The 22,569-nt window shown below is 35.1% G+C and carries 18 protein-coding genes and 2 tRNA genes; 9 read left to right on the forward strand and 11 right to left on the reverse strand.

Translation table 11 applies throughout. The annotated features are described in order from the left end of the window. The first annotated feature begins 56 nt into the window (after positions 1 to 56). Positions 57 to 857: a 3-keto-disaccharide hydrolase gene (locus CJ739_RS04155; protein WP_117172781.1), complete on the forward strand. Its 801-nt coding sequence runs from the start codon at positions 57 to 59 to the stop codon at positions 855 to 857. Between the two features lie 96 nt (positions 858 to 953). Here the strand turns inward: CJ739_RS04155 and CJ739_RS04160 are convergent, their stop codons facing one another. Continuing rightward, positions 954 to 1,589 carry an HAD family hydrolase gene (locus CJ739_RS04160; protein WP_117172782.1) on the reverse strand — a complete coding sequence of 212 codons (636 nt, stop codon included), beginning with the start codon at positions 1,587 to 1,589 and terminating at the stop codon, positions 954 to 956. A 216-nt stretch (positions 1,590 to 1,805) separates the two neighbouring features. On the opposite strand from CJ739_RS04160, the gene CJ739_RS04165 reads away from it, so the two are divergent. Continuing rightward, a complete protein-coding gene (locus CJ739_RS04165; RefSeq protein WP_117172783.1) occupies positions 1,806 to 2,378 on the forward strand; it encodes a hypothetical protein in 573 nt (190 codons plus the stop codon). 21 nt (positions 2,379 to 2,399) lie between these two features. Here the strand turns inward: CJ739_RS04165 and CJ739_RS04170 are convergent, their stop codons facing one another. After that, positions 2,400 to 3,083, reverse strand: coding sequence for an SDR family NAD(P)-dependent oxidoreductase (locus CJ739_RS04170; protein ID WP_117172784.1), 684 nt, complete (start codon positions 3,081 to 3,083; stop codon positions 2,400 to 2,402). Then, positions 3,076 to 4,104 carry a M28 family peptidase gene (locus tag CJ739_RS04175; protein WP_117172785.1) on the reverse strand — a complete coding sequence of 343 codons (1,029 nt, stop codon included), beginning with the start codon at positions 4,102 to 4,104 and terminating at the stop codon, positions 3,076 to 3,078. Before CJ739_RS04175 ends, CJ739_RS04170 begins: the two co-directional genes overlap by 8 nt. Before the next feature lie 295 nt (positions 4,105 to 4,399). On the opposite strand from CJ739_RS04175, the gene CJ739_RS04180 reads away from it, so the two are divergent. The 5 genes from CJ739_RS04180 to CJ739_RS04205 all read left to right on the forward strand — a co-directional run bounded on the left by CJ739_RS04180 (position 4,400) and on the right by CJ739_RS04205 (position 8,708). Then, a complete protein-coding gene (locus tag CJ739_RS04180) occupies positions 4,400 to 5,506 on the forward strand; it encodes a nickel-binding protein (RefSeq protein ID WP_117172786.1) in 1,107 nt (368 codons plus the stop codon). A gap of 102 nt (positions 5,507 to 5,608) precedes the next feature. Next, positions 5,609 to 5,983, forward strand: a complete 375-nt coding sequence (locus CJ739_RS04185; RefSeq protein ID WP_117172787.1) for a group I truncated hemoglobin — start codon at positions 5,609 to 5,611, stop codon at positions 5,981 to 5,983. Between the two features lie 16 nt (positions 5,984 to 5,999). Continuing rightward, positions 6,000 to 7,388: an FAD-binding oxidoreductase gene (locus tag CJ739_RS04190; RefSeq protein WP_117172788.1), complete on the forward strand. Its 1,389-nt coding sequence runs from the start codon at positions 6,000 to 6,002 to the stop codon at positions 7,386 to 7,388. A gap of 41 nt (positions 7,389 to 7,429) precedes the next feature. Beyond that, positions 7,430 to 7,894 carry a cupin domain-containing protein gene (locus tag CJ739_RS04195; RefSeq protein WP_117172789.1) on the forward strand — a complete coding sequence of 155 codons (465 nt, stop codon included), beginning with the start codon at positions 7,430 to 7,432 and terminating at the stop codon, positions 7,892 to 7,894. Positions 7,895 to 8,315: 421 nt separating this feature from the next. Next, positions 8,316 to 8,708, forward strand: coding sequence for a DUF4242 domain-containing protein (locus CJ739_RS04205; RefSeq protein ID WP_117172790.1), 393 nt, complete (start codon positions 8,316 to 8,318; stop codon positions 8,706 to 8,708). Between the two features lie 86 nt (positions 8,709 to 8,794). On the opposite strand, the gene CJ739_RS04210 is transcribed toward CJ739_RS04205, so the two are convergent. The 5 genes from CJ739_RS04210 to porU all read right to left on the reverse strand — a co-directional run bounded on the left by CJ739_RS04210 (position 8,795) and on the right by porU (position 17,378). Further along, the gene (locus CJ739_RS04210; RefSeq protein ID WP_117172791.1) at positions 8,795 to 10,462 is read right to left on the reverse strand and encodes a pyruvate dehydrogenase complex dihydrolipoamide acetyltransferase; all 1,668 of its coding nucleotides are present in this window, start codon (positions 10,460 to 10,462) and stop codon (positions 8,795 to 8,797) included. A gap of 3 nt (positions 10,463 to 10,465) precedes the next feature. Beyond that, complete coding sequence (gene pdhA, locus CJ739_RS04215) at positions 10,466 to 11,464, reverse strand: pyruvate dehydrogenase (acetyl-transferring) E1 component subunit alpha (protein WP_117172792.1); 999 nt, start codon at positions 11,462 to 11,464, stop codon at positions 10,466 to 10,468. Positions 11,465 to 11,676: 212 nt separating this feature from the next. Beyond that, entirely contained in the window at positions 11,677 to 12,159 is a 483-nt protein-coding gene (cdd, locus tag CJ739_RS04220; RefSeq protein WP_117172793.1) for a cytidine deaminase, read from the reverse strand. A 94-nt stretch (positions 12,160 to 12,253) separates the two neighbouring features. Further along, a complete protein-coding gene (porV, locus tag CJ739_RS04225; protein WP_117172794.1) occupies positions 12,254 to 13,459 on the reverse strand; it encodes a type IX secretion system outer membrane channel protein PorV in 1,206 nt (401 codons plus the stop codon). Between the two features lie 34 nt (positions 13,460 to 13,493). Further along, positions 13,494 to 17,378 carry a type IX secretion system sortase PorU gene (gene porU, locus CJ739_RS04230; RefSeq protein ID WP_117172795.1) on the reverse strand — a complete coding sequence of 1,295 codons (3,885 nt, stop codon included), beginning with the start codon at positions 17,376 to 17,378 and terminating at the stop codon, positions 13,494 to 13,496. 607 nt (positions 17,379 to 17,985) lie between these two features. On the opposite strand from porU, the gene gldJ reads away from it, so the two are divergent. Together gldJ and CJ739_RS04240 are read left to right on the forward strand one after the other, a co-directional pair. Next, a complete protein-coding gene (gene gldJ / locus CJ739_RS04235; protein ID WP_205419387.1) occupies positions 17,986 to 19,680 on the forward strand; it encodes a gliding motility lipoprotein GldJ in 1,695 nt (564 codons plus the stop codon). 91 nt (positions 19,681 to 19,771) lie between these two features. Next, positions 19,772 to 21,052, forward strand: coding sequence for a UDP-N-acetylmuramoyl-tripeptide--D-alanyl-D-alanine ligase (locus CJ739_RS04240; RefSeq protein ID WP_117172796.1), 1,281 nt, complete (start codon positions 19,772 to 19,774; stop codon positions 21,050 to 21,052). Positions 21,053 to 21,059: 7 nt separating this feature from the next. Here CJ739_RS04240 and CJ739_RS04245 read toward each other — a convergent pair. From CJ739_RS04245 to CJ739_RS04255, 3 genes are all read right to left on the reverse strand, one after another. Further along, a tRNA-Val gene (locus tag CJ739_RS04245) sits at positions 21,060 to 21,134 on the reverse strand. Positions 21,135 to 21,208: 74 nt separating this feature from the next. Next, positions 21,209 to 21,286: transfer RNA gene (locus CJ739_RS04250), tRNA-Val, on the reverse strand. Positions 21,287 to 21,349: 63 nt separating this feature from the next. Beyond that, the gene (locus CJ739_RS04255) at positions 21,350 to 22,567 is read right to left on the reverse strand and encodes a bifunctional folylpolyglutamate synthase/dihydrofolate synthase (RefSeq protein WP_117172797.1); all 1,218 of its coding nucleotides are present in this window, start codon (positions 22,565 to 22,567) and stop codon (positions 21,350 to 21,352) included. Positions 22,568 to 22,569: the final 2 nt, after the last annotated feature.

Consider the following 22,569-nt stretch of genomic DNA (forward strand, 5'->3'; position numbering starts at 1 on the left):
CGAAAACATTTGAAAATTTTATTTTCCACATAGTAATCCGCAAAAAATTAAATCGTATGCATATCAACTCGCTATTCCAACACTTTTTCTTGTTTTCATTTATACTTTTTTTCTCTTCCTCTTATTCCCAAATAGAAACTATTGAAGACTCGGACTGGATTCCTCTTTTCAATGGTAAAAACTTAGATGGCTGGACTGTTAAAATTAACGGTAAGCCAATAAATGAAAACATACACAATACCTTTTATGTGGAGAATGGCATGCTTAAAGTTTCCTATGACGGCTATGAAAAATTTGATATGCAGTTTGGTCATATCTTCACAAACATAGCTTATTCACATTATATAGTTAGAGTTGATTACAAAATCCTTGGTACTGGAATGCCCGATGCACCTCAGTGGACAAATTTAAATAGTGGCATCATGCTCCATGCACAATCACCTCAAAGTATGCGTATTGACCAAGCCTTTCCTGTTAGCCTCGAAGGACAATTTCTTGCAGAAGGCGCAACTGCTGGAACACAAACCGGTAACGCGGTTACACCGGGCATGCATATTGAAATTGATGGAAAACTCAATAAAGAACATATTATTAATTCAAATTCAAAACTCTTCCCAGTAGATACATGGGTAACCTTTGAAGCAGAAGTTAACGGGCATGAAGAGATAATTTACAGAATAAATGGCGAAGAAGTCATTCGATTTACCCATCCGCAACTTGATGACACAGATAACGATGCCAAACGATTAATTGCTGCCGGAGCCAGTAAGCATGTTAGCTATGGACACATTGCCTTACAAGCGGAAGGACAACCCATATGGTTTAAAAATATCAAAATTAAAGTGTTAGAGAAGTGACAATAAGCAATTTACATACAACTAAACAAGAGACTAATTTTTACGTGTTAAAATGTTTCTTAGCTTTAGTTTAACCATCAACTATAGCTCAAAATTCTAAATCAACTCCAATAGTAAATCCATACTACTAAAAGTTTTGGTAGCCTCTTTTTCCAACTCATTGTTATAATCGTATGCTGTAAAACCAAACACATCAAAACCACCATTTTTAGCCGCCCATACCCCAGATAAACTGTCTTCAATAACCAAACAGTCACTTGGTTTAAACCCCATAGTTTCGGCGGCCCATAAAAACACGGCTGGGTCTGGTTTCCATTTATTAATAGCGTAACAACTAAAAATTTTGTTTTCAAAATAGGGCAACAAACCCGCCAACCCTAAATTAAGCCTTATTTTGTCTTCGGGTCCACTGGAGGCTACACAAAAAGGGACACTTAAATTATTCAGCACGGATTGCACACCTTTAATGGGTTGCATATTTTTTTTAAAAGCTTCAAAACTTTGTTTTCTGTAATCTTCTTGAAACGAACTGGGTATTGGCGTGTTGGTTAATTGGGCTATTTTGTTTTTACAGGCATCAAAAAAACTGCCTTTAAAGTGTTTTATGCCATAAGCTAAATCTATATTAGCACCGTAGCTATTTGCCATATCTACCAATACTTGAATGCTTATAGGTTCACTATCTACCAAAACGCCATCGCAATCGAAAATTATGCACTTGTATTTGCTCATAAATTGGGAATAGAATTAGAAACTTGTAACGATTTTTATTGAATAGTTTTTTTTCAATTATACCAAAAAGACTCCATTTAAAGACTAATTATTAGTTAAAAAATATTAAAAGTATTCAGACAAGCAACTTAAATCAAAAAACTATTTACAAATAAAGATTTGACATACAATTATTGACTAAAAATTCATAATATTACCATCTTAAAAATTACAGCTATGCCTTCTACTTTTCGTGGTATATTTATCATTGCAATCACAACTATATTCTTTTCCAATATTACAAATTCCCAACCAAAAAAAGGGGAGTTTATTCAAGCGTCCATAGGTTACGGCATGAGTGCACCTTATGAAGACTATAATATAATAGGTACTGGTTTTTATGCTCAAGCTGAATACATATTTGCTTTCAAAAAATGGCTTGGGGTAAGACCATATGCTGGATTTATAACTACATCTCCTAATGAAAATAACAGTGAACCTAGTCTTTCTGGATACAAAGTAACATCTAAAGCTTTTCTAATAGGTGGCAAAGTACGTATATGTGCCCCTATTCCTTGGGTTGCTCCTTATCTTGAAATAGGTATTGGTGCTTCTATGGGGTCGTTTGAAACATACACTCCCGGTATTTACAAAAAAGATAAGGGTCTATTGATGCACATACCTTATGCTTTAGGATTGGCTTTAGGTAAAAATCATGACGTTGAAATTGCCATAACCTATTATGAGCACCCCTCGGTAGAACAATTTTCTGGTGCCCTTGCTATCGGGTTTTCTTTTCCATTAGATTGAGAAATAACCAATAACAATAGCTTAAGGCGTAGAATTAGAAACCTGCAATAGCTTCCCATTATAATATTTATTCCCATTAAGCGAAAAATCAAAAATATAGTGTGCCATTTCTAACGCTGAAGTTGATGCTTTATAACCTGGAAATGCTTCTTCTAGCATTTCGGTTTGTACCGCACCTAGAGCCAATACGTTAAAACTTGGCCCCGTTTCTTTATATTCTTCGGCTAATAACTCTGTTAAGGTTATTACGGCTCCTTTACTTGAACTGTATGCAGCCAACCCTGGAAACTTCATACTACCCTGTACACCACCCATCGAACTGATGGTTACTACATGACTTTCTTTTTTTGTAAAAGGCAATAGGATGCGCGTTAATTCGGCAACCCCAAACACATTGGTTTTATAAACAGCTTCAAAATCATCCATAGATAATTCTGAAAAGGGTTTATTGATAAGAATTCCTGCATTGTTTATTAAAACATCCACCTGTTGCCAATTCGCTTTAACAAAGCTTTCTATTATTTTATAAGCGTCTTTATTGCTTAAATCGAACGACAAAGATGTTACATTTTTCAATTTAAGGATTTCAATGGGTTGCTTGTTCCGCGAAAGCGCCAATACGTTATATCCTGCTTTTGCAAAAAGTTGTACCAACTCAAAACCTATGCCCCTGCTTGTTCCTGTTATAATAACGTTTTTACTCATTGTTCATTCTTATTTCTTTGGTTGGTGTATTGCATATGGTTTCGATCGCTGGAATCATCTTATTTATTAAACCCGCCATGTGGTTATAATCCAATTTATCGGCTTCGTCATCTACATGGTGGTAATAATCATAGTTTGATAAATCACAACTAGAAATGGTTTGACAAGGCAATTTAAACGCTTGATAAAACGCATAATTATCGGAATGCTTAAACAAATCGTACTTTTTTGATACTTCAGAAAACCCAGTGAGATTGGAATTGGTGTATGCGTTTATTTTAGCAGACATATTAGACAGCTCATACCCTGTTACAAAAGCATCATAAGGCCTATCTTTAAATGGCACACCAATCATTTCAAAATTCAGCATGGTGTACAAATCAATATTTTCAGCTTTCAACTTTTCAGCCAAATGCTCCGAACCTTTAAGTCCTTTTTCTTCCGCAGAAAATAAAGCAATCATGATGCTTCGTTTATTGCTTTTTGTAGTTGCAAAATATTCCGCAATTTCCAAAACCCCACTGGTTCCCGCGGCATTATCGTTAGCTCCATTAGCAATACTATCATTATTCACTTTTTTTACTGAACCAATGTGGTCGTAATGCGCACCAATAATAACAATCTCGTTTTTAAGAGCTGTATCGTTGCCTTCAATAAAACCAACAATATTATAGGCATGCGCCCCTTTTAAATTAAAGCTGTCTCTATAGGTTTTAAAATAGGGTTTTATATTGTTTTCCTGAAGAATGGTCTCTATATAAACTGCCGCTTTTTCAATGCCTTCAGAACCTGTATCTCTTCCTTTTAAGTCATCGGATGCCAAATAAGTGACTATTTCCTCAAGTTCTTCACTTGTTGCTAAATAATTATTTATGGCTTTTGAAGAAGGTGCCATAGCAATATCTCCTTTTGAAGATTTTGGAATGACGTTTTTATTTGAATCCTCACTGTTGACGGTGACTATTGGTGATTTACAACCGACAACGATTATTAATACTAAAAAGAAAATTACATTTTTCATCTGTTTATATTTATTGTTTTAATTGGTCAGATGTAACATCCATATATGAATCATTCTATTATATAAGAAAATTTGTAGTAATGGATGTTGCATAAGATTGTACTAGAGTTTAAAGATAAAAAACCTTAGGATAAAAAATTGAATATTGTTTATTGTTTTAATCCGGTCAGATGGAACGTCCTGAATAATTATCTTCATATATGTGAATGCAACCCTCATGGGTGTTTCATTGCAAAATGCATCAAAATTAGCTTATTACCCTAAATATCACTAACTTGTATTAAAAACACACACTATGCCAATATACATGGATCGCCATGACATACCGGAAGAAATCACCGCCGAACATGTCGCTCTAATGCATCAAGAAGATTTAAAAGTGCAACATTTATATGGATGTAAAGGCATGACATATTGGTGTGATGAAGATAGAAGAACCGCATTTTGTTTAATTGAAGCACCAAATGAGAAGGCCATTGAAGACATGCACAATAATGCTCATGGTGAAGTGCCTCATAGAATTATAGAAGTAAACAAAACGATCGTAGAGTCTTTTTTAGGACGTATTGAAGATCCTGAAAAATCACAAAACACTGAGTTAAACATTATTAACGACCCTGCATTTAGGGTTATTATGCTTATTGAAACCAGCGATTATTTGCACAGACTAGAAGGAAATCAGTTTAGTTTGTTCACACAGAAATTCCACAACAGCGTTACAAAGTCATTTAAACAATTTAAAGGATGTATTGTAAAACAAAATAATAGCAGCTATTTGGTTTCTTTTGTATCGGTTTCTGATGCTATTTTATGTGCTTTAAAAATTCAGTATAATTTCAAATACATAACCACAAAATACGACACTTCAATGAGAACACTAAACATGGGGATTAGCTCTGGAGTTCCTGTTACCAATAAAGATTCCTTTTTTGAAGAAACCATAACATTAGCTACACGGTTGTGTGAAATTGTTAATGACCAAATAGTTATTACTTCTGAAATAAAATCACTCTACGAAAGTGAGAATAGAAATCAATTCATTAATAAAGAACATATAAGATCGATAAATAAAAATGAAGAAAAATTCTTAACGGATTTGATGGATTTTGTAGCAACTATTTGGAATAAACCAGATTTTAATGTTAACGATTTTAGTACAACATTGGGTTATAGCAAATCGCAACTTAATAGAAAACTAAAAAGCCTTACAGGAAAATCACCAAACAACTTTATTGTGGATTATAAGCTACAAAAAGCACTTAAAGCACTGCACGATCAACAAGGAAACATCTCAGAAATTGCTTTTGAAACCGGATTTAATAGTCCTGCTTATTTTTCTACTTGCTTCAAAAATAAATTTGGAATGCTACCTTCGCAATACCTTCAGCAACATGTGGTTTAAATATTTAACACATTGATTCAAAATTATCATTTTTTGAATTAAATCTAGAGGTCTTCGCTTTGTAGTCTTCTTAATTTTGGTAGATAACCAATACTTAATATTATGACTAAAACACTTTTTGAACGCTTAGGAGGTAGAAATGGAATATCCAACATCGTTGACGATACCGTTGAAAACCACATGAACAACCCTGAAGTTAATGCCCGGTTTCTTCCTTTTAAAGATAGACCCGAACATTTAGCCATCATAAAACAACACACCATCGATTTTTTTAGTGCAGGCAGTGGTGGACCAGCAACATATAAAGGGAAAGATATGGTAACCGCTCATACAGGTATGAATATTAGCCCTACTGAATATATGCATGTGGTAGATGATATTTTTGCTGCTTTAGATAAAAACGGTATTGATGAAGACTCAAAAAAAGATGTTCTTTCCGTTTTATGGTCTTTAAAGGGCATGATAATTTCTAAATAAAATAAACCAACCTAAAATGAAAAATCAAGTTAAGAATTTAGACCCTTCACTTATTGAAGCCTTTTCATCAAAATTGAGAGGAAAGATTATCATGCCCAAAGATGTTAACTATGATGAAACACGAAAGGTTTACAATGGCATGATAAATAAACACCCAGGCATGTTTGTGATGTGCGTAGATGTAGCCGACGTTATGGCTTCTGTAAACTTTGGTCGGGAAAACAATCTATTAATTGCCGTAAGAGGCGGTGGCCATAATGGCGGCGGATTGGGTTTATGTGACGATGGATTGGTAATAGATTTATCGGGAATAAAATTTATTCGCATAGACACATCAGACAATACCGTAAGGGTTGGCGGCGGAAACCTTTGGGGCGAAGTAGATCATGCAACACACCCTTTTGGCTTAGCAGTTCCTGCTGGCATAATTTCCACTACAGGTGTGGGCGGATTAACCCTTGGTGGTGGTATTGGCCATTTATCACGAAAATACGGACTAACAATAGATAACCTTTTAGAAGCTGATATGGTTCTAGCCGATGGCTCTTTTGTTACGGTTAATAAAAACCAAAATGCCGATTTATTTTGGGCAATTCGTGGTGGAGGCGGAAATTTTGGTATTGTTACTTCTTTTAAATTTCAAGCCCATAAAGTTAAAAATGTTATTGGCGGTCCCACTTTATGGCCTATAGAACGGACTGAAGAAATTATGGCATGGTACCATGAATTCATTAATAACGCTCCAGACGAGTTAAATGGATTTATAGCCACCATGATTATTCCTGGCTCTCCATTTCCCGATTTTTTACACGGAAATCAATATTGTGGTATTGTATGGTGTTATACTGGTAGTCAGGAAGCATTCAACAAACTAATAAAACCTGCCATGGATTTAAATCCTGTTTTTGAACATGTAGGAGAAATGCCTTACCCTTCTATACAAACCCTCTTCGATGGCTTAATGCCTCCTGGGTTGCAATGGTACTGGCGTGCCGATTTTTTTAATGAATTAGGTCCAGAAGTTAGTGCACAGCATTTAAAATTTGGATCTAGCATTCCAACACCGCTATCACAAATGCATTTATACCCCATTAGTGGAGCAGCAAGTCGTATTGGCGCAGAAGAAACCCCTTGGGCATATCGGGATGCAAAATATGCAGGCGTTATTGTAGGTGTATCACCAGAACCAAAAGATGCAGATAAAATCACTAATTGGTGTAAAGAGTATTGGGAAGCATTGCATCCCTACTCATCTGGCGGTGCCTATTCAAACTTTATGATGGATGAAGGGCAAGAGCGTATAAAAGCTAGCTATAGACACAATTATGAGCGACTTTCAAAAATTAAAAGAAAGTATGACACTAACAATTTGTTTAATGTGAATCAGAATATCAAACCTGCCTAGTAGGTATAACATATTATTTAAAGACTAAAAAATAACTTGTCATGGAAACTACAAAATTTAAATTTATCTACTCCTGTTTAATTGTTTTTGTGCTCAATGGCCTTAGCCTTTGTGCCCAAACAGCAGCAACGGTCAATTCAGAAATGTCAATTGCAAATACTATTGATGATGCCGATCTTATATGGCATAAGGCTCCAGATTTTTTTCCTAATTGCTCTTTTACTATTTTAAATGGAGATATCTCTAAACCCAACTTAGATTTGTTCTTTAAAATAGAACCTAATACCGACGTTATTAGTCATACCCATAATTCACCCGAACGAATGGTACTGATTACAGGGGAACTTGAAGTAACTTATGAAGGTGAGGCACCGCGAATAATAAAAGCAGGGAGCTATCTATATGGTCCTGCAGGCAAACCTCACAAAGCAAAATGCCTAGACAGCGGTCCCTGCGTACTATTTATAGCTCTAGTTGCTCCTTTTGATGCGAATCCAACTGAATAAAAACACCCCCCATGGCGGTTTTAGAGCATGCGAAACAAGACGGTTTTTCAGCAAATTCAGTCGCAAAAGTTACCACTGTCATTGATCCATCTACGGCTGATGACAGATAAGGCATCTATCTGATAAATTAAAAAACTGCCTCAAGTAAACAACCACCGTTAAAAACGGTGGCTTTGGATTTCAGATTAGCCCCAAAGGGGCATCACATCTTTATCAACTTAACCTAATTTAAGAACTCACTATACCAAATTTACACAATCAAAACACAAAACTGATTAATCCTAAATAATGGTATAGCCTTTAAAACATGACCACCGTCAAAGACGGTGGTTTTTCAATGTTGAATAAAAATATTTACACAAGTAAATAAAAATCAGTACCTTAGACAAGCATCACAAACTAGCAACCAAACATTTTATATATGAAAACTTTAAAAATATTTTCTGTTTTTATATTGGCATTAGCTTTTATAAACTGTGCCAATAATGAAAAATCTGTTGCCGACTCATTAAGAGACGAAACAACTACTCAAAATCAAAACATGTATGTTATTGAACGCGAAATCCCTGGAGCAGGCAATTTAACTTCAGAAGAATTAAAAGCAATTTCACAAAGCTCATGTGGGGTACTGGAAAAAATGGGGTCTGAAATAAAATGGCTACATAGTTATGTTACAGGCGATAAAATTTACTGCGTATATACAGCACCTAATGAAGAAATGGTTTTAGAGCATGCGAAGCAAGGTGGTTTTCCAGCAAATTCAGTCGCAAAAGTTGCCACTGTCATTGATCCATCTACGGCTGATGACAAATAAGGCATCTATTCAAATAAAAAAAACCTGCCTCAAATAAATGAAACAGGTTTTTAATATGATGAGATCCCTGCCTTCGCAGGGATTTGTTATACCAACATGGTTACAGGATTCTCAATATATCCTTTCAAGGTTTGAAGGAACTGAGCACCCGTTGCACCGTCAATCGTTCTGTGGTCGCAAGCTAAAGACAATTTCATCGTATTTCCAACAACTATTTGTCCGTTTTTAACCACTGGCTTTTCAACAATATTTCCAACAGAAAGGATTGCTGAATTTGGTTGGTTGATAATAGACGTAAACGTATCGATACCGAACATGCCTAAGTTTGAAACCGTAAACGTACTACCTTCCATTTCTTGAGGGGTTAGTTTTTTGTTTCTAGCTTTTCCTGCAAGATCTTTAACTGCTGCACCAATTTGTGGCAAACTTTGTTCGTTTGCAAACTTAACTACAGGCACTACCAACCCGTCTGGAACAGCTACTGCTACACCAATATGTACGTGGTTATTTAAACGCATTTTATCTGCAAACCATTGTGAATTTACTTGTGGATGCTGTTTTAGCGCTAAAGCACATGCTTTAACAACGATATCATTATAAGATATTTTAGTATCTGGAATGGTATTGAATTGTGTTCGGAATGCTATGGCATTTTCCATATCAAACTCGACGTTTAAATAATAGTGAGGTGCTGAAAACTTAGAATTTGTTAATGCTTTTGCAATAGCTTTACGCATCTGTGAGTTTGGAACCTCTTCAAAATCTTCTTGGCCTACTGGTACAAATTTACCAAGGGATGCTGCCGCAGAAGGCGTATAATTTTCTATATCACTTTTTACAATACGTCCGTTTTCACCAGAACCTTTCACTTGCGATAGATTAATACCTTTCTCTTCCGCTATTTTTTTAGCTAAAGGTGAAACAAATAAACGTCCATTAGTAGAAGTTGTGGCAACAGGCTTAGCTGCTTTAGCTTCTTTTTTAGGAGCCTCAGCTTTTGCTTCTTCAGGAGCTTCTTCTTTCTTTTCCTGTTTTGGAGCTTCTTCTTTTTTAGCTGCAGGTTTTGATGTTGAGAAATTAGCTGCAACTCCAGAAACATCTGTTCCTGCAGGACCTATTATCGCTAGTAACGAATCTACTTTTGCAGATTCTCCTTCTTGTAATCCTATATGTAATAAAGTACCGGATTGGAATGATTCAAATTCCATGGTGGCTTTATCGGTTTCAATTTCTGCTAAAATATCACCTTCAGAAACTTTATCGCCTTCTTTTTTAAGCCATGTTGCAACGGTACCTTCTTCCATGGTATCGCTTAGACGTGGCATCGTTACAACAACAACGCCTTCAGGTAATTCTTCACTAGCTGGAGCTTCTGCTTTTTCTTCAACAGGTTCTGAATCGGTTTCTGAAGCAGGTTCTGAATTAGTTTCTTTTTCTTTGGTTACTTCTTTCGTTTCAGGAGCAGCATCAGATTTTGAAGCGCTTCCCCCTTTTAATAAACCAGAAATATCTTCGCCAGCTTCTCCAATAATGGCTAAAAGCTCATCGACCTTAGTTGTTTCTCCTTCTTGAACACCTATATGAAGCAACGTACCTTCATGGAACGATTCAAACTCCATAGTCGCTTTATCAGTCTCGATTTCAGCTAAAATATCGCCTTCACTTATTTTGTCACCTACTTTTTTCAACCAAGTGGCAACAGTTCCTTCTTCCATCGTATCGCTTAAACGCGGCATATTTATAATTTCTGCCATAACTTATATTTTGTGTTTAATAAATGGATAATCTTCTTGTTCGTAAACCATATCGTAAAGCTGTTGTGTCTCTGGATATGGAGATTCTTCAGCAAATTTTTCACATTCTGCAACTAAATCTTTCACACGTTTATCAATAACTTTAATATCGTCCTCGGTTGCGTATTTCTTTTCAAGAATAATATCTTTCACTTGAGTAATTGGGTCGATTTTTTTATATTCTTCAACCTCATCCTTCGTTCTATAATGTTGGGCATCACTCATAGAATGACCTCTATAACGGTATGTTTTCAATTCTAAGAAAGTGGGGCCGCCACCTTTTCGTGCACGCTGAATAGCTTCGTCAAAAGCTTCAGCTACTTTTATAGGGTTCATCCCATCAACAGGTCCACATGGCATATTATAACCTAAACCTAATTTCCAAATTTCGGTGTGGTTTGCCGTACGTTCTACAGATGTTCCCATAGCATATCCGTTGTTTTCACAAACAAATACTACGGGAAGGTTCCAAAGCATTGCCAAGTTAAATGTTTCATGTAACGACCCTTGGCGTGCAGCACCATCACCAAAACAACATAATGTGACACCATCAACTCCGTGATATTTATCACCAAATGCTATACCGGCACCTAAAGGAATTTGACCTCCTACAATACCATGACCTCCATAAAAACGGTGTTCTTTAGAAAAAATGTGCATGGATCCACCCATACCTTTAGAAGTTCCAGTAACCTTTCCGTATAATTCTGCCATAACACGTCTAGGATCCACACCCATACCTATGGGCTGTACGTGGTTTCTATAAGCAGTAATCATTTTGTCTTTTGTCAAATCCATAGCATGTAAAGCACCTGCTAAAACAGCTTCTTGACCGTTGTATAAATGAAGAAATCCTCTTACTTTTTGTTGAATGTAAACGGCAGCTAGTTTATCTTCAAACTTTCTCCAGAATAACATGTCTTCATACCATTTGAGGTAAACCTCTTTTGTGATTTTTTGCATCGACTCCTATTAAATTTTAATTACGCAGGATACAAAAGTAATACATTGTTGCTTATTGGGAAAATGCAATACGCTTAAAGTCTAAAAATTATAAAAAAGAACAGCACTTTATACACTAAATTGCTTATTTAATAATTTTTGGCGATGAATATTAATGTATTGAAAATTTCAAACGATTGAATTATTCAAAAAACCATCAAAATCACAAAAAATCATAATACAGATTTATCGAAAACAAGCGGTAATAAGTTCGCTAACGATGTTGATTTTGCCACGTTTCCTGTTTCACCCATAAAATAAATTTCGATTGGCGACTTTTGTTTTATTTCATATTCGGCAATAGCCTGCCTGCAAGCACCACATGGCGGAATAGGCCCTAAAGTTGGTTTGTTTTTTGAAGAGGCCGAAATGGCCATTCTTACAATTTTGGTGTTGGGATATTGAGACCCGGCATAATAAATAGCGGTACGTTCGGCACACAAACCCGACGGATACGAAGCATTTTCTTGATTACTGCCTGTTATAATTTCTCCATTATCCAATAGTATAGCTGCACCAACGTGAAAGTTTGAATAAGGTGCATAGGCTTTATCTCTAGCTTCAAAGGCTTTTTGCATTAAAAAAAAGGCTTCTTTTGGAAGTTCTTCCATATTTTCAAAAACATATAATGTAGATGCTATTTTTACTTCCTTCATGTACTTTCTTTTTAATAAAGTTAAGAAACTATTTAACACAAAAAAACTATTGCGGTTTGCAATAGTTTTTTTTTATCATTTATTTGATATTTAGTTAATACTCATTGTATTCACCAGCACCAATATTAAAGGTTAACGAGAAACGTAATGTGTTTTCTAAAGGACTTTGCACTTTTGATGCCGAGAATAAATATGATAAATCGATATTAACTACATTGGCTTTGAAACCAGCTCCTAATGCTAAAAATTTTCTAGCGCCTTTTTCTTCACTTTCGTTAAAATAACCTGCTCTGAATGCAAACGAATCTTGATATACATATTCTGCTCCTAATGACCATGTAAATTCTTTTAACTCTTCACTAAAACCATCGGGTGCATCGCCAAAGGATTGGAACATTCCTGATAAAAAGCTCACATTAGGATCTTTTCCTTTGTAAATAACAACTTCTTCTGAGCCTTCATCATACTCTCCATCTTCATCTGAATCAACAAATCCATAGATAGGTGGCGTAGGCACCAATAACTTTGTAACCTCGGCAGTTACCGCTACTTTATTATATTGATCAAATATAAAATCGAAACCAGCTCCTAAACGTAAATTGGTGGGTTGAAAGTTTTCTTCACCACCTTCATCATACTTGAATTTTGGTCCAATATTTTGAAGTGCAAACCCCATTCTCCAACGTCCATTAAAATCGGCATAGGCTTCCTCTTCACTTTGATAGTATCCTGAAATATCAACACCAAAAGTACTTGCCGGAGTTGTATCACCATCTACACCGTCTAATCTTAAATCCGAACGCAAATATCGCATAGCTACAGACATGGCAAATTGTTCACTTAGTCGTAACGCGTAAGACGCATCAATAGTGAGTTCGTTTGGTCGTTGTATTAAGGCTTCTGAAAATTCATCGGCAACAAATTCAATATCTCCTAAAGAAAAATATTTAAAACTTGCAGCAAATGCACTACGCTCATCTAAGCGATTAAAATAGGTCACATTTCCTAAAAAGATATCGTTAACCAATTTGCTTAAATAAGGTGTATAACTTACACCTACTCCCGATTTAGTTTCTGAAAATACATATTTTGATGGATTCCATTGTTGTGAAAATGCATCTACAGATGTAGCAACACCCATATCACCCATTGATGCAGCTCTAGCATCTGGTGCAATTAATATGAATGGCACCCCTGTAGTGATGACTCTTCTATCTTGATTTGGTAACGGAATAACTTCTTGCGCACTTGCTTTTAACACAAAAACGAAGGCGATTAATAGTAATAGTTGGTTCTTCATGAATTAATTTTTATTTGACAAATATAAATGTTTATTAGAGGATTACAAGTTTCTCTATTTTTTCTACTTTTTTATTGAGGAGTTCGGACTGGACCGTTAGCTTATAAATATAAACGCCTTTGCCAATTCTATCTCCAAAATCGTCTCTACCGTCCCAAACAAGATCTCTTGATAATGAGCTATTGGTTATGGCTCCACCAGACGTTTGTCCGTTTAAGGTTCTTACCAACTTACCTGAGACAGTGAATATCTGTATAGAAACGTTTAAAGGTGCTGAACTATTGTGATTAAACCAAAATTCGGTGTAATTTACAAACGGGTTTGGGTAATTAAGTACGTTATTTATTTTCAAAACTTCGTCTTTATCGTATACAACAAATTGAATTTCAGCTATTGATGAATTATTATACACATCCCAAGCTTTAAGTGTTAATGTGTGAAGACCTGGCTCTAAATCTCGAAACGGAAAACTAACGACGCCTTTTTGATAATCGTCAACTTCGGTTTGGTAATAATCATTTAAAACTATGGGATTTGTTTCATCGCCATCAATAATGGCTACAATATCGTGCCCAATACCACTTGCCGTATTAATACCGTTTGCATCTTCTAACTTTGCTAATAATGTGGGCGATTCGTTGGTTATACCTCCTGACACAAAATTTTCATCGTTCATGTAAAGAGCAATTACAGGTCCTATATTGTCTTCTTCAGCATTATTGTTTAATCCGCCAATTCTAACGGTGTTGACGCTTGCACCTGCTTGATCTTCTAACAGAGCATCATTTTTTGAATAAAAACTCACCTTCCCAAAACCAACAGGAATACTAATATCTTTTGGTACCACAAAATCGAATTCAAACAACCCATTTTTTACCGATGCTTGCCCTCTGAAAATAATTTCGCCAAGGGTTTTAAAATCCAACTTTACCAATTCGCCATTTAATCGCGTGCCATCATTTGCCAATGTTTGCCTATCGATATCTTTATCGTAAATGGTTACCGAAAGTGTACCGTTATAATTAGTAAGTAAATTTCCTGATAAATCGGTTACCTCACCTGCAAGTTTCACATAACTCAACGCTTTTAAAGTGTCGGTTGATTGCCCAATAGGCACATCATTGATTTTTGTAAGTTGAACATTAGGTTTAGGAAATGCCAACTTCATGGCGGGGTCGCCAATAAAAAAGATTAATCGATTTTGACTTTGGCCTGTTATTGAAGGATTGTTTTTTGTCAACCTTAAAGCTTCAGCCATTGATGGATATTCATAATCTTCATAAGTATCGTTATCACTGTAAGAAAACAAATATTGTCCCAATAAATTATTAAACGAAATGGCAAAATTCACAAATATTTGCCTTGTTGTGGTAATTAAGCCAATGGCGCCTGCTTGTTTGTTCCAATAAGTAAACTCGCCAGCCGTTTCTTTATACGGATTATCAAACTTTGTAAACTCGCAGGTTACTGTTACAAAGCAATTAAATTTGTTAAAATTACGAAGTCCTTCTATATCGGTTTTTAACAAAATACGCTCTTGAGCCAACCCATCTTCACCGCCATGACCAAAATAATTAACCACAAGCGCACCATTATCAATGGCATTTACCATCTCATTAGTTACTTGTGGATATCTATTACCACCAGCAGATGTTTCTTGTTTGTAAGCATCAGAATGGATTTTAACCACATTCATAAATGGCTTATTCTGCGTAACCAAATTACCCACATTATCGGTGGTTTCTTGCAGTATTCCTTCCCAATCTTGATCTACATCATCAGAAACCACTACAAAATTATTCCGCCAACTGCCAAAAGACTCTTTATTATAATACAACTCTATTTTATCAACCAATTCTTTGGCACGTTGTGGTGTATCGGCCAAAATTCTACCAACAGCTATATCTAACTTATCGTTTGTTGACATAGTCCCTTCGTTGGTATCCATCATACCATAAAAATCATCGGACACAAAAGAACTCGTTAAATTAAAGCTACTGTAGGAGTGCCACGAGGGAACTATATTGGTGTTGTTGGGTACTCTGTTTTTATAATCGAACGAGCCATCGCCAAATAAGCACAGGTATTTTATTTTTTTCTCTGGAGTACTGGCATTATCATAAACATATTTAACTAAATTCCGAATAGCGCCCACATCTTGGTTACCTGTGCTAAACTCATTATAAATTTCGTCTAGCCCAAAAACTTTTACATTCAAATTGTATTGACTTCTATTTATCTGAGCCAATCGTTCCGCTTGATTAAGCATATTGTTGGGCGCTACGATAATATAATCAACATCCTGAAACCCTCCTTGGTTATTTAAAAAGACGGTTCCTTTTATGTTTTGATTCGTTATTGTTGTTTTAGAATCAATTTTAGGTTCAAAATAATCTTGCGGAGTCACAGCAACGTAGGTTTTTAAAACGCCCATGTTTGCTGTAAAGCTTAAACTTGAAGTTGCCTCGGAATTTAATAAATTTGATACATTATAAATATCGGTTACATCCCATATTTCAGAAATTTTAGCGGCATTGGATATGGTATATTGACCGATACCTGACGCCGATGTTACCATACTATTTTTAAACTGAAATTGTTTATTATTAAAATTTAATGCCCGGGTGGCTTCAATAGAAATATAGTCTAAATACCCCAACGCACTTGGGTTTCCTTGTTTGTTGTAATTCAGCCCTACCGATATTTTAGAGGCATTTACATTAACAGTATTATTGTAAGCAGCTTCATTTGCCAAACTTGGACTAGACGCACCCGCTATAGATAACGTCGTTATAGCTGCACCATTCACCAACAATTGCATAGCTGTTTGTGTCGATGAAGTTGCCGCTACATAAACCTTTAACCTTACGGGTATTGAAGTAATTAAATCTGGAAAATCAAAAGTAAATGTTTTGTTTGTATTAATATCAAAACGGTCGCCAAACCAACGCCTTCCTAAAAAGGCAATGTTATATTGATCAATTTCGTGAAATTTATAATCTTCATAAGTATTAATTTCTAAGTTCGCAGAACCTGTTGGCTGTATAAAGGGTTGCATACGCTTGCCCAAACCCGAACTTACATTAATATAATAATATGTTTTATCGGTAAAACAATTTATATTGGTGTTGCTTTCTGCATTATAACCTTTTGGCCCTTCGGCATAAAACAAAATATAATCTTCGTTATTAAAAACCCCATCCGTTTCTCCAACAAACTTTATAGCATTTTCCTCAATGTCAAACGGATATGCAACTGCATTGGAATTTGGAATCATGCGTCCACCATTACCATACAACTTAATGGTTCTTGGATCCACATCATTCACTTTAACACCCAAACGCTGTAAAAAACTTTTCGATAATTTAAAAACACCCGTAGTATCTACATAAAATCGGTACCATTCACCAGTACTTAAAACTGAATTTGTAACGACATTGCTTTTACTTATTTTATTTAATGAGGAAACTCTATTGATGGTACCCCCTACTGTATAATTAATTTGAAAAGACGTTACTTTTTTATAACTCCCGTTTGCTTCTTTTATGATAGGTGACAATTTAAAAATAGCAAACTGCTTATCTCTTGCTATGGAGTTTTTTAAACTAAAGGTTAATTGCGTAGGAATGGTATTAACATCTAAATCCTTTAAATCGTTTTTAGAAATAGATGCATAAGAAACATTACTAACTGTAATTGAAGATTCGTTTACGGTATTTGAAATAGACCATTGCGCTACAAATTGTAATCCTTCATCAAAATCAAAACTGAAATTTTCTTTATTAAAAGATGGGACTTCTAATGTATAAGTACCACCAGAAATCTTTTGAGAAGACTCCCAATTAATAGTGAATTTTTGTTGTTGCGCAAATACAACAGAACAACTAATAAATAATAGAAGTAAAATTTTTTCTTTCATGTGTTTATATCTATTCTTCTTCAATGGACACATGCTGTTCGCTATTAATCATCCCGTTAAGTATTAAAATTTTTGAACATGCTCATTTCATGTGTTTATATCTATTCTTCTTCAATGGACACACGGTACATCTATATAATCATTTTCCATAGGCATCAAATTTAGTTATGGATGTTTCATTGCCAAGAGACTGTTTAAACTTTATCCTTTGGCTCTTTTATGTGTCTTTTTCCGCCATACTTCAGCTATTTTTTCGATCCATAGCTATGGCTATGAATCTCAAAATACTTTAGTCTGACAAAAAAATACCCTATAAAATATTCCAAAAACAAAATTTAAACAGTCTCTAAAATAACGTTATTAATGTCGTGTTATTATTAAAAAAATAACAAAATTAAAAACTGAAACAAAATTACAATAATAAATGAGTAAATCATACGTTAATATAACTCAAATGGACGGTGAAAAACAATAAAAACATCGTTGTAATGACTAAAAAATAGGGTGAAATACACTTTTTTTTAGATAAAATGCAAAAAATAGCTTGCAGTATTCGGTTTAATTCTTATATTGCACCACCAAAAATATTATTAGCTTACTTAAACGTATGGATATGAAAAAAGTAGTAGCATTCAAGGTTTTATTAGTTTTAGCGTTAACTATAGCTGCAACTGGTTGTAAAAAATCTTCGAGTTCAAAGAATAGTTCTAGAGCTACCGGATGGCAAATAAACTCCAGAGAGGGCGGTTTTCAGTACAATACTGACTTCAAGGAACAAGAAACTTCTCCAGGATTGGTATTTGTTGAAGGTGGAACTTTCACAAAAGGTCGCGTTCAGGACGATGTGATGCACGATTGGAACAACACACCTAACCAACAACACGTTCAGTCATTTTACATGGACGAAACAGAGGTTACCAATGCTATGTACATGGAGTATTTAGATTGGATAAAACGTGTTTACCCACCATCTGATGAAAATTTTAGAGCTATTTATAACGGTGCATTGCCAGACACACTTGTTTGGAGAAACCGATTAGGTTACAATGAAGTTATGACAGATAACTATTTACGTCACCCAGGCTATGGAGAATATCCTGTAGTTGGTGTAAGCTGGATTCAAGCTGTCGAATTTGCTAATTGGAGATCAGACCGTGTTAACGAATATAATTTAGAACAAGCAGGCTACTTAAAACGTGATGCTAAAATAGTTGATGTTAATGCCGAATCTACATTCAACACAGACACCTATATAAACGCACCAAGTTTAACTTACGGTGGCAACGAAGAAATTATTAACCCTGAGCGAGGCAATAAAAGATTTGTTAGAACGGATGCAGATGGTAACGAAAGTAATATCTATGCAACCAGAGAAACGGGCTTAATTACACCTAAATACAGACTCCCAACCGAAACTGAGTGGGAATATGCCGCTTTAGGTCTAAGTGAAATTAGAAGTTACAATTTGTACCGTGGACGTAAAAAATACCCATGGGATGGACAATATACACGTAACGATTCTCGCAAATACCGAGGAGACCAATTAGCTAACTTTAAACAAGGTAAAGGTGATTACGGCGGTATTGCAGGATGGTCGGACGATGGTGCAGATATTACCAACGCTGTTAAGTCATACGAACCTAACGATTTTGGTTTATATGATATGGCTGGTAATGTTGCCGAATGGGTAGCCGATGTTTATAGACCAATTATAGATGATGAGTTTAATGATTTCAACTACTACAGAGGTAACGTTTACACAAAAAATGCCATTAATGAAGATGGTACCGTAAAAGTAGTAACTGTTGACGATATTGTTTATGATACTTTATCAAACGGTAAAGTAGTTGCTAGAAACTTACCAGGAGAAATATTACAAGTACCTGTTGATGAAAACGAAACTTATTTACGTACCAACTTTGATAAGAGTAACCAAATAAACTTTAGAGATGGTGACAAACGATCTTCACGTAATTTTGAAAGTTTCAATGAAGAAGATGGGAATGGAGATACTAAAGTTTCTCAAACCAGTAAAATGTACAACTCACCTAAAAATATTATTAGTAGAGATTCATTAGGAAATATCATTAGAGAATATGATAAATCCAACACTAGAACTTCTTTAATAAACGATGAAGTTCGAGTTTACAAAGGTGGCTCTTGGAAAGACAGAGAGTACTGGTTAGACCCTGCTCAAAGACGCTACTTCCCTCAAGATATGGCTACCGATTACATTGGATTTAGATGTGCCATGTCTCGTGTTGGTTCAAAATCCAAAGAAAAAAATAAAACAAAGAATTAATTTATAAATTCTTTCAAATATTACTCAAAGTCCTAGCAAATGTTAGGACTTTTTTAATACATTTAATTTTATAATAAAAAGCTTTTTACTCTTGAAAATTCAACAACTGCACACCTTATTCTTAGAATGTTATTCAGCATGCACAGATACTCGAAAAATCAAAGAAAATGACATGTTTTTCGCTCTTAAAGGCGACAACTTTAACGGTAACACCTATACTGAACAAGCCATACAAAGTGGCGCAAAATATTGTATAGTTGATGAAGCTGAGTTTAACACCTCATCTAAAACCATTTTAGTAGAGAATGTTCTTGAAACGCTTCAAACGCTGGCAGCATTTCATCGGACATTTTTAAACATTCCCATTATAGCACTTACGGGTAGCAATGGCAAAACAACCACCAAAGAACTCATAAACGCTACCCTATCCCAAAAATATAGAACTACCGCCACAGTTGGCAATTTAAACAACCATATAGGTGTGCCTTTAACGCTACTTTCAATGACTAAAAGCACTGAGATTGGCATTGTTGAAATGGGCGCTAATCATTTAAAAGAAATTGAGTTTTTATGCAACATTACAAAACCGGATTATGGCTATATTACCAATTTTGGAAAAGCACATTTAGAAGGATTTGGAAGTGTTGAAGGGGTTATTAAAGCAAAAAGCGAACTTTACAATTTTTTAATTGAAAACAATAAAACCATTTTTGTAAATGGAAACGATGCTATCCAATTAGAAAAAACCAAACATTCAAATGCATATATATTTGGAAACAATGACGGTTTTGATATTCAAATCAGCTTTATTGAAGCACAACCAAATGTATGCGTTAGCTATAATGATTTAACCATTCAAAGCCATTTAATTGGCGAATACAACTTCAATAACATCGCTGCAGCCATTGCCATTGCTAATTATTTTAAAGTTGAAGATAAAGCCATTAAATCAGCTATAGAAAACTACATGCCCAACAACAACCGCTCCCAAGTTTTATTAAAAGCATCAAATAAAATTATTTTGGATGCCTACAACGCCAATCCAACCAGTATGCAAGCTGCTTTATTAAATTTTGAAAAACTTAATGACACTTCAAAAATTGCCATTTTAGGCGATATGTTTGAATTGGGACAGGATGCAGCAATAGAACATCAAAACATTGTAGAACTGTTAGAAACCTTAAACTACGACAAGACGATTCTAATAGGGGAGAATTTTTATAAAACCGTAACCAAATCAAAAAAAATCATTCAATTTAAATCCTTCGAGGCATTTAAAAGTGATTTTGTTATAACCCAAATTAAAAACACAGCACTTTTAATAAAAGGGTCGCGAGGCATGGCTTTGGAAAGAATACTGGATATTTTATAAAAAAATGTGGGTCATACTGGATTCGAACCAGTGACTTCTACCCTGTCAAGGTAACACTCTGAACCAACTGAGTTAATGACCCATTTTATTTGTAAATATATTAATTTTTATAAAGTAGAAACAAAAAATCCTAAAGTGTTCACTTTAGGATTTTTTTGGTGGGCAATGAGGGATTCGAACCCCCGACCCTCTCGGTGTAAACGAGATGCTCTGAACCAACTGAGCTAATTGCCCCTGTAATCGGTGTGCAAATATAAGCTAGATTTTTAATCTGCAAAAACTTTTTTTAATAAAAATTTAAATTATTTCTGCTACCACAAATGTACTGCCACCAATAAAAATAAAATCGTTTGAAGATGCCTTATCCAAAGCATTATTATATGCTTCATTAACAGAATTATAAGCTTCACCCTTTAGTCCATAACCGTTTAAAATACTTTTAAGTTCTTTGGCGTCTAAACCACGAGGAATATCCGGTTTACAGAAATAATAAATCGCATTCTTTGGTAATAGGTCTATAATTGAGGTTAAATCTTTATCATTTACAACCCCAAAAACAATATGTAGGGTATCAAACACCTCATTTGACAACTGTTTCATGACGTAACTTAAACCATCTCTATTATGTCCAGTATCACAAACCACTTTAGGATGGGTTCTTAAGACTTGCCAGCGCCCCATGAAGCCCGTATTTTTAACAACATGCAACAGGCCTTCCTTTATATTCTGATGTGATATATTGTAACCTTTATGTTGAAGTTCTTTTATAGCCTGTATAACGGTAATGATGTTTTTTGATTGATAAATACCTGTTAAATCTGACGTAAATGTTTCAATAACCTCAGCATCGGCAAACAGGATTTTTGCGTTATTTTTATTTGCCAACTCTATAAAAACAGGTGCTGTTTCTTTTTGGGTTTCACCTATAACTACCGGAACATTCGGTTTTATAATACCTCCCTTTTCATAAGCAATAGCTTCTAATGTGGTCCCTAGAAACTGGGTATGATCTAAGCCTATATTAGTAATTACAGACACTTCTGGCGTTATAATATTTGTAGAGTCCAACCGACCCCCAAGGCCAACTTCAATAACAGCAATGTCAACCTTTTGTTTCGAAAAATATTCGAATGCCATACCTACCGTCATTTCAAAAAAAGATAGTGAGTTTTCTTGAAAAAAAGGCTTGTTTTTGTTTATAAAACTGGTAACATACTGCTTACTTACAAGGTTGCCATTAATCTTAATACGCTCTCTAAAATCCTTTAAGTGTGGTGATGTGTACAAACCAACTTTATAACCTGCTTCCTGTAAAATGGAAGCTAGCATGTGGCTTACTGAGCCTTTTCCGTTAGTGCCTGCTACATGAATGGTTTTAAAATGCCTTTCTGGATGATTTAACCGATCGGCTAGTTTTAAGGTATTTGATAAATCTTTTCTGAATGCCGATTGCCCCTGTCGTTGATACATTGGCAGTTGCGAAAACATCCAATGGAGTGTATCTTGATACGCCATTC

This window comes from Mariniflexile sp. TRM1-10, from assembly GCF_003425985.1.
In the GTDB taxonomy this organism is placed as follows: Bacteria; Bacteroidota; Bacteroidia; order Flavobacteriales; family Flavobacteriaceae; genus Mariniflexile.

Excerpts from the sequence above, each read along its gene's own strand:
- CJ739_RS04180 (WP_117172786.1), top strand. The coding sequence starts at position 4,400 with ATGCCAATATACATGGATCGCCATGACATACCGGAAGAAATCACCGCC.
- CJ739_RS04195 (WP_117172789.1), top strand. The coding sequence starts at position 7,430 with ATGGAAACTACAAAATTTAAATTTATCTACTCCTGTTTAATTGTTTTT.
- CJ739_RS04165 (WP_117172783.1), top strand. The coding sequence starts at position 1,806 with ATGCCTTCTACTTTTCGTGGTATATTTATCATTGCAATCACAACTATA.
- porU (WP_117172795.1), bottom strand. The coding sequence starts at position 17,378 with ATGAAAGAAAAAATTTTACTTCTATTATTTATTAGTTGTTCTGTTGTA.
- CJ739_RS04190 (WP_117172788.1), top strand. The coding sequence starts at position 6,000 with ATGAAAAATCAAGTTAAGAATTTAGACCCTTCACTTATTGAAGCCTTT.
- cdd (WP_117172793.1), bottom strand. The coding sequence starts at position 12,159 with ATGAAGGAAGTAAAAATAGCATCTACATTATATGTTTTTGAAAATATG.
- CJ739_RS04160 (WP_117172782.1), bottom strand. The coding sequence starts at position 1,589 with ATGAGCAAATACAAGTGCATAATTTTCGATTGCGATGGCGTTTTGGTA.
- pdhA (WP_117172792.1), bottom strand. The coding sequence starts at position 11,464 with ATGCAAAAAATCACAAAAGAGGTTTACCTCAAATGGTATGAAGACATG.
- CJ739_RS04175 (WP_117172785.1), bottom strand. The coding sequence starts at position 4,104 with ATGAAAAATGTAATTTTCTTTTTAGTATTAATAATCGTTGTCGGTTGT.
- gldJ (WP_205419387.1), top strand. The coding sequence starts at position 17,986 with ATGGATATGAAAAAAGTAGTAGCATTCAAGGTTTTATTAGTTTTAGCG.
- CJ739_RS04205 (WP_117172790.1), top strand. The coding sequence starts at position 8,316 with ATGAAAACTTTAAAAATATTTTCTGTTTTTATATTGGCATTAGCTTTT.
- CJ739_RS04255 (WP_117172797.1), bottom strand. The coding sequence starts at position 22,567 with ATGGCGTATCAAGATACACTCCATTGGATGTTTTCGCAACTGCCAATG.
- CJ739_RS04155 (WP_117172781.1), top strand. The coding sequence starts at position 57 with ATGCATATCAACTCGCTATTCCAACACTTTTTCTTGTTTTCATTTATA.
- CJ739_RS04185 (WP_117172787.1), top strand. The coding sequence starts at position 5,609 with ATGACTAAAACACTTTTTGAACGCTTAGGAGGTAGAAATGGAATATCC.
- CJ739_RS04170 (WP_117172784.1), bottom strand. The coding sequence starts at position 3,083 with ATGAGTAAAAACGTTATTATAACAGGAACAAGCAGGGGCATAGGTTTT.
- CJ739_RS04210 (WP_117172791.1), bottom strand. The coding sequence starts at position 10,462 with ATGGCAGAAATTATAAATATGCCGCGTTTAAGCGATACGATGGAAGAA.
- porV (WP_117172794.1), bottom strand. The coding sequence starts at position 13,459 with ATGAAGAACCAACTATTACTATTAATCGCCTTCGTTTTTGTGTTAAAA.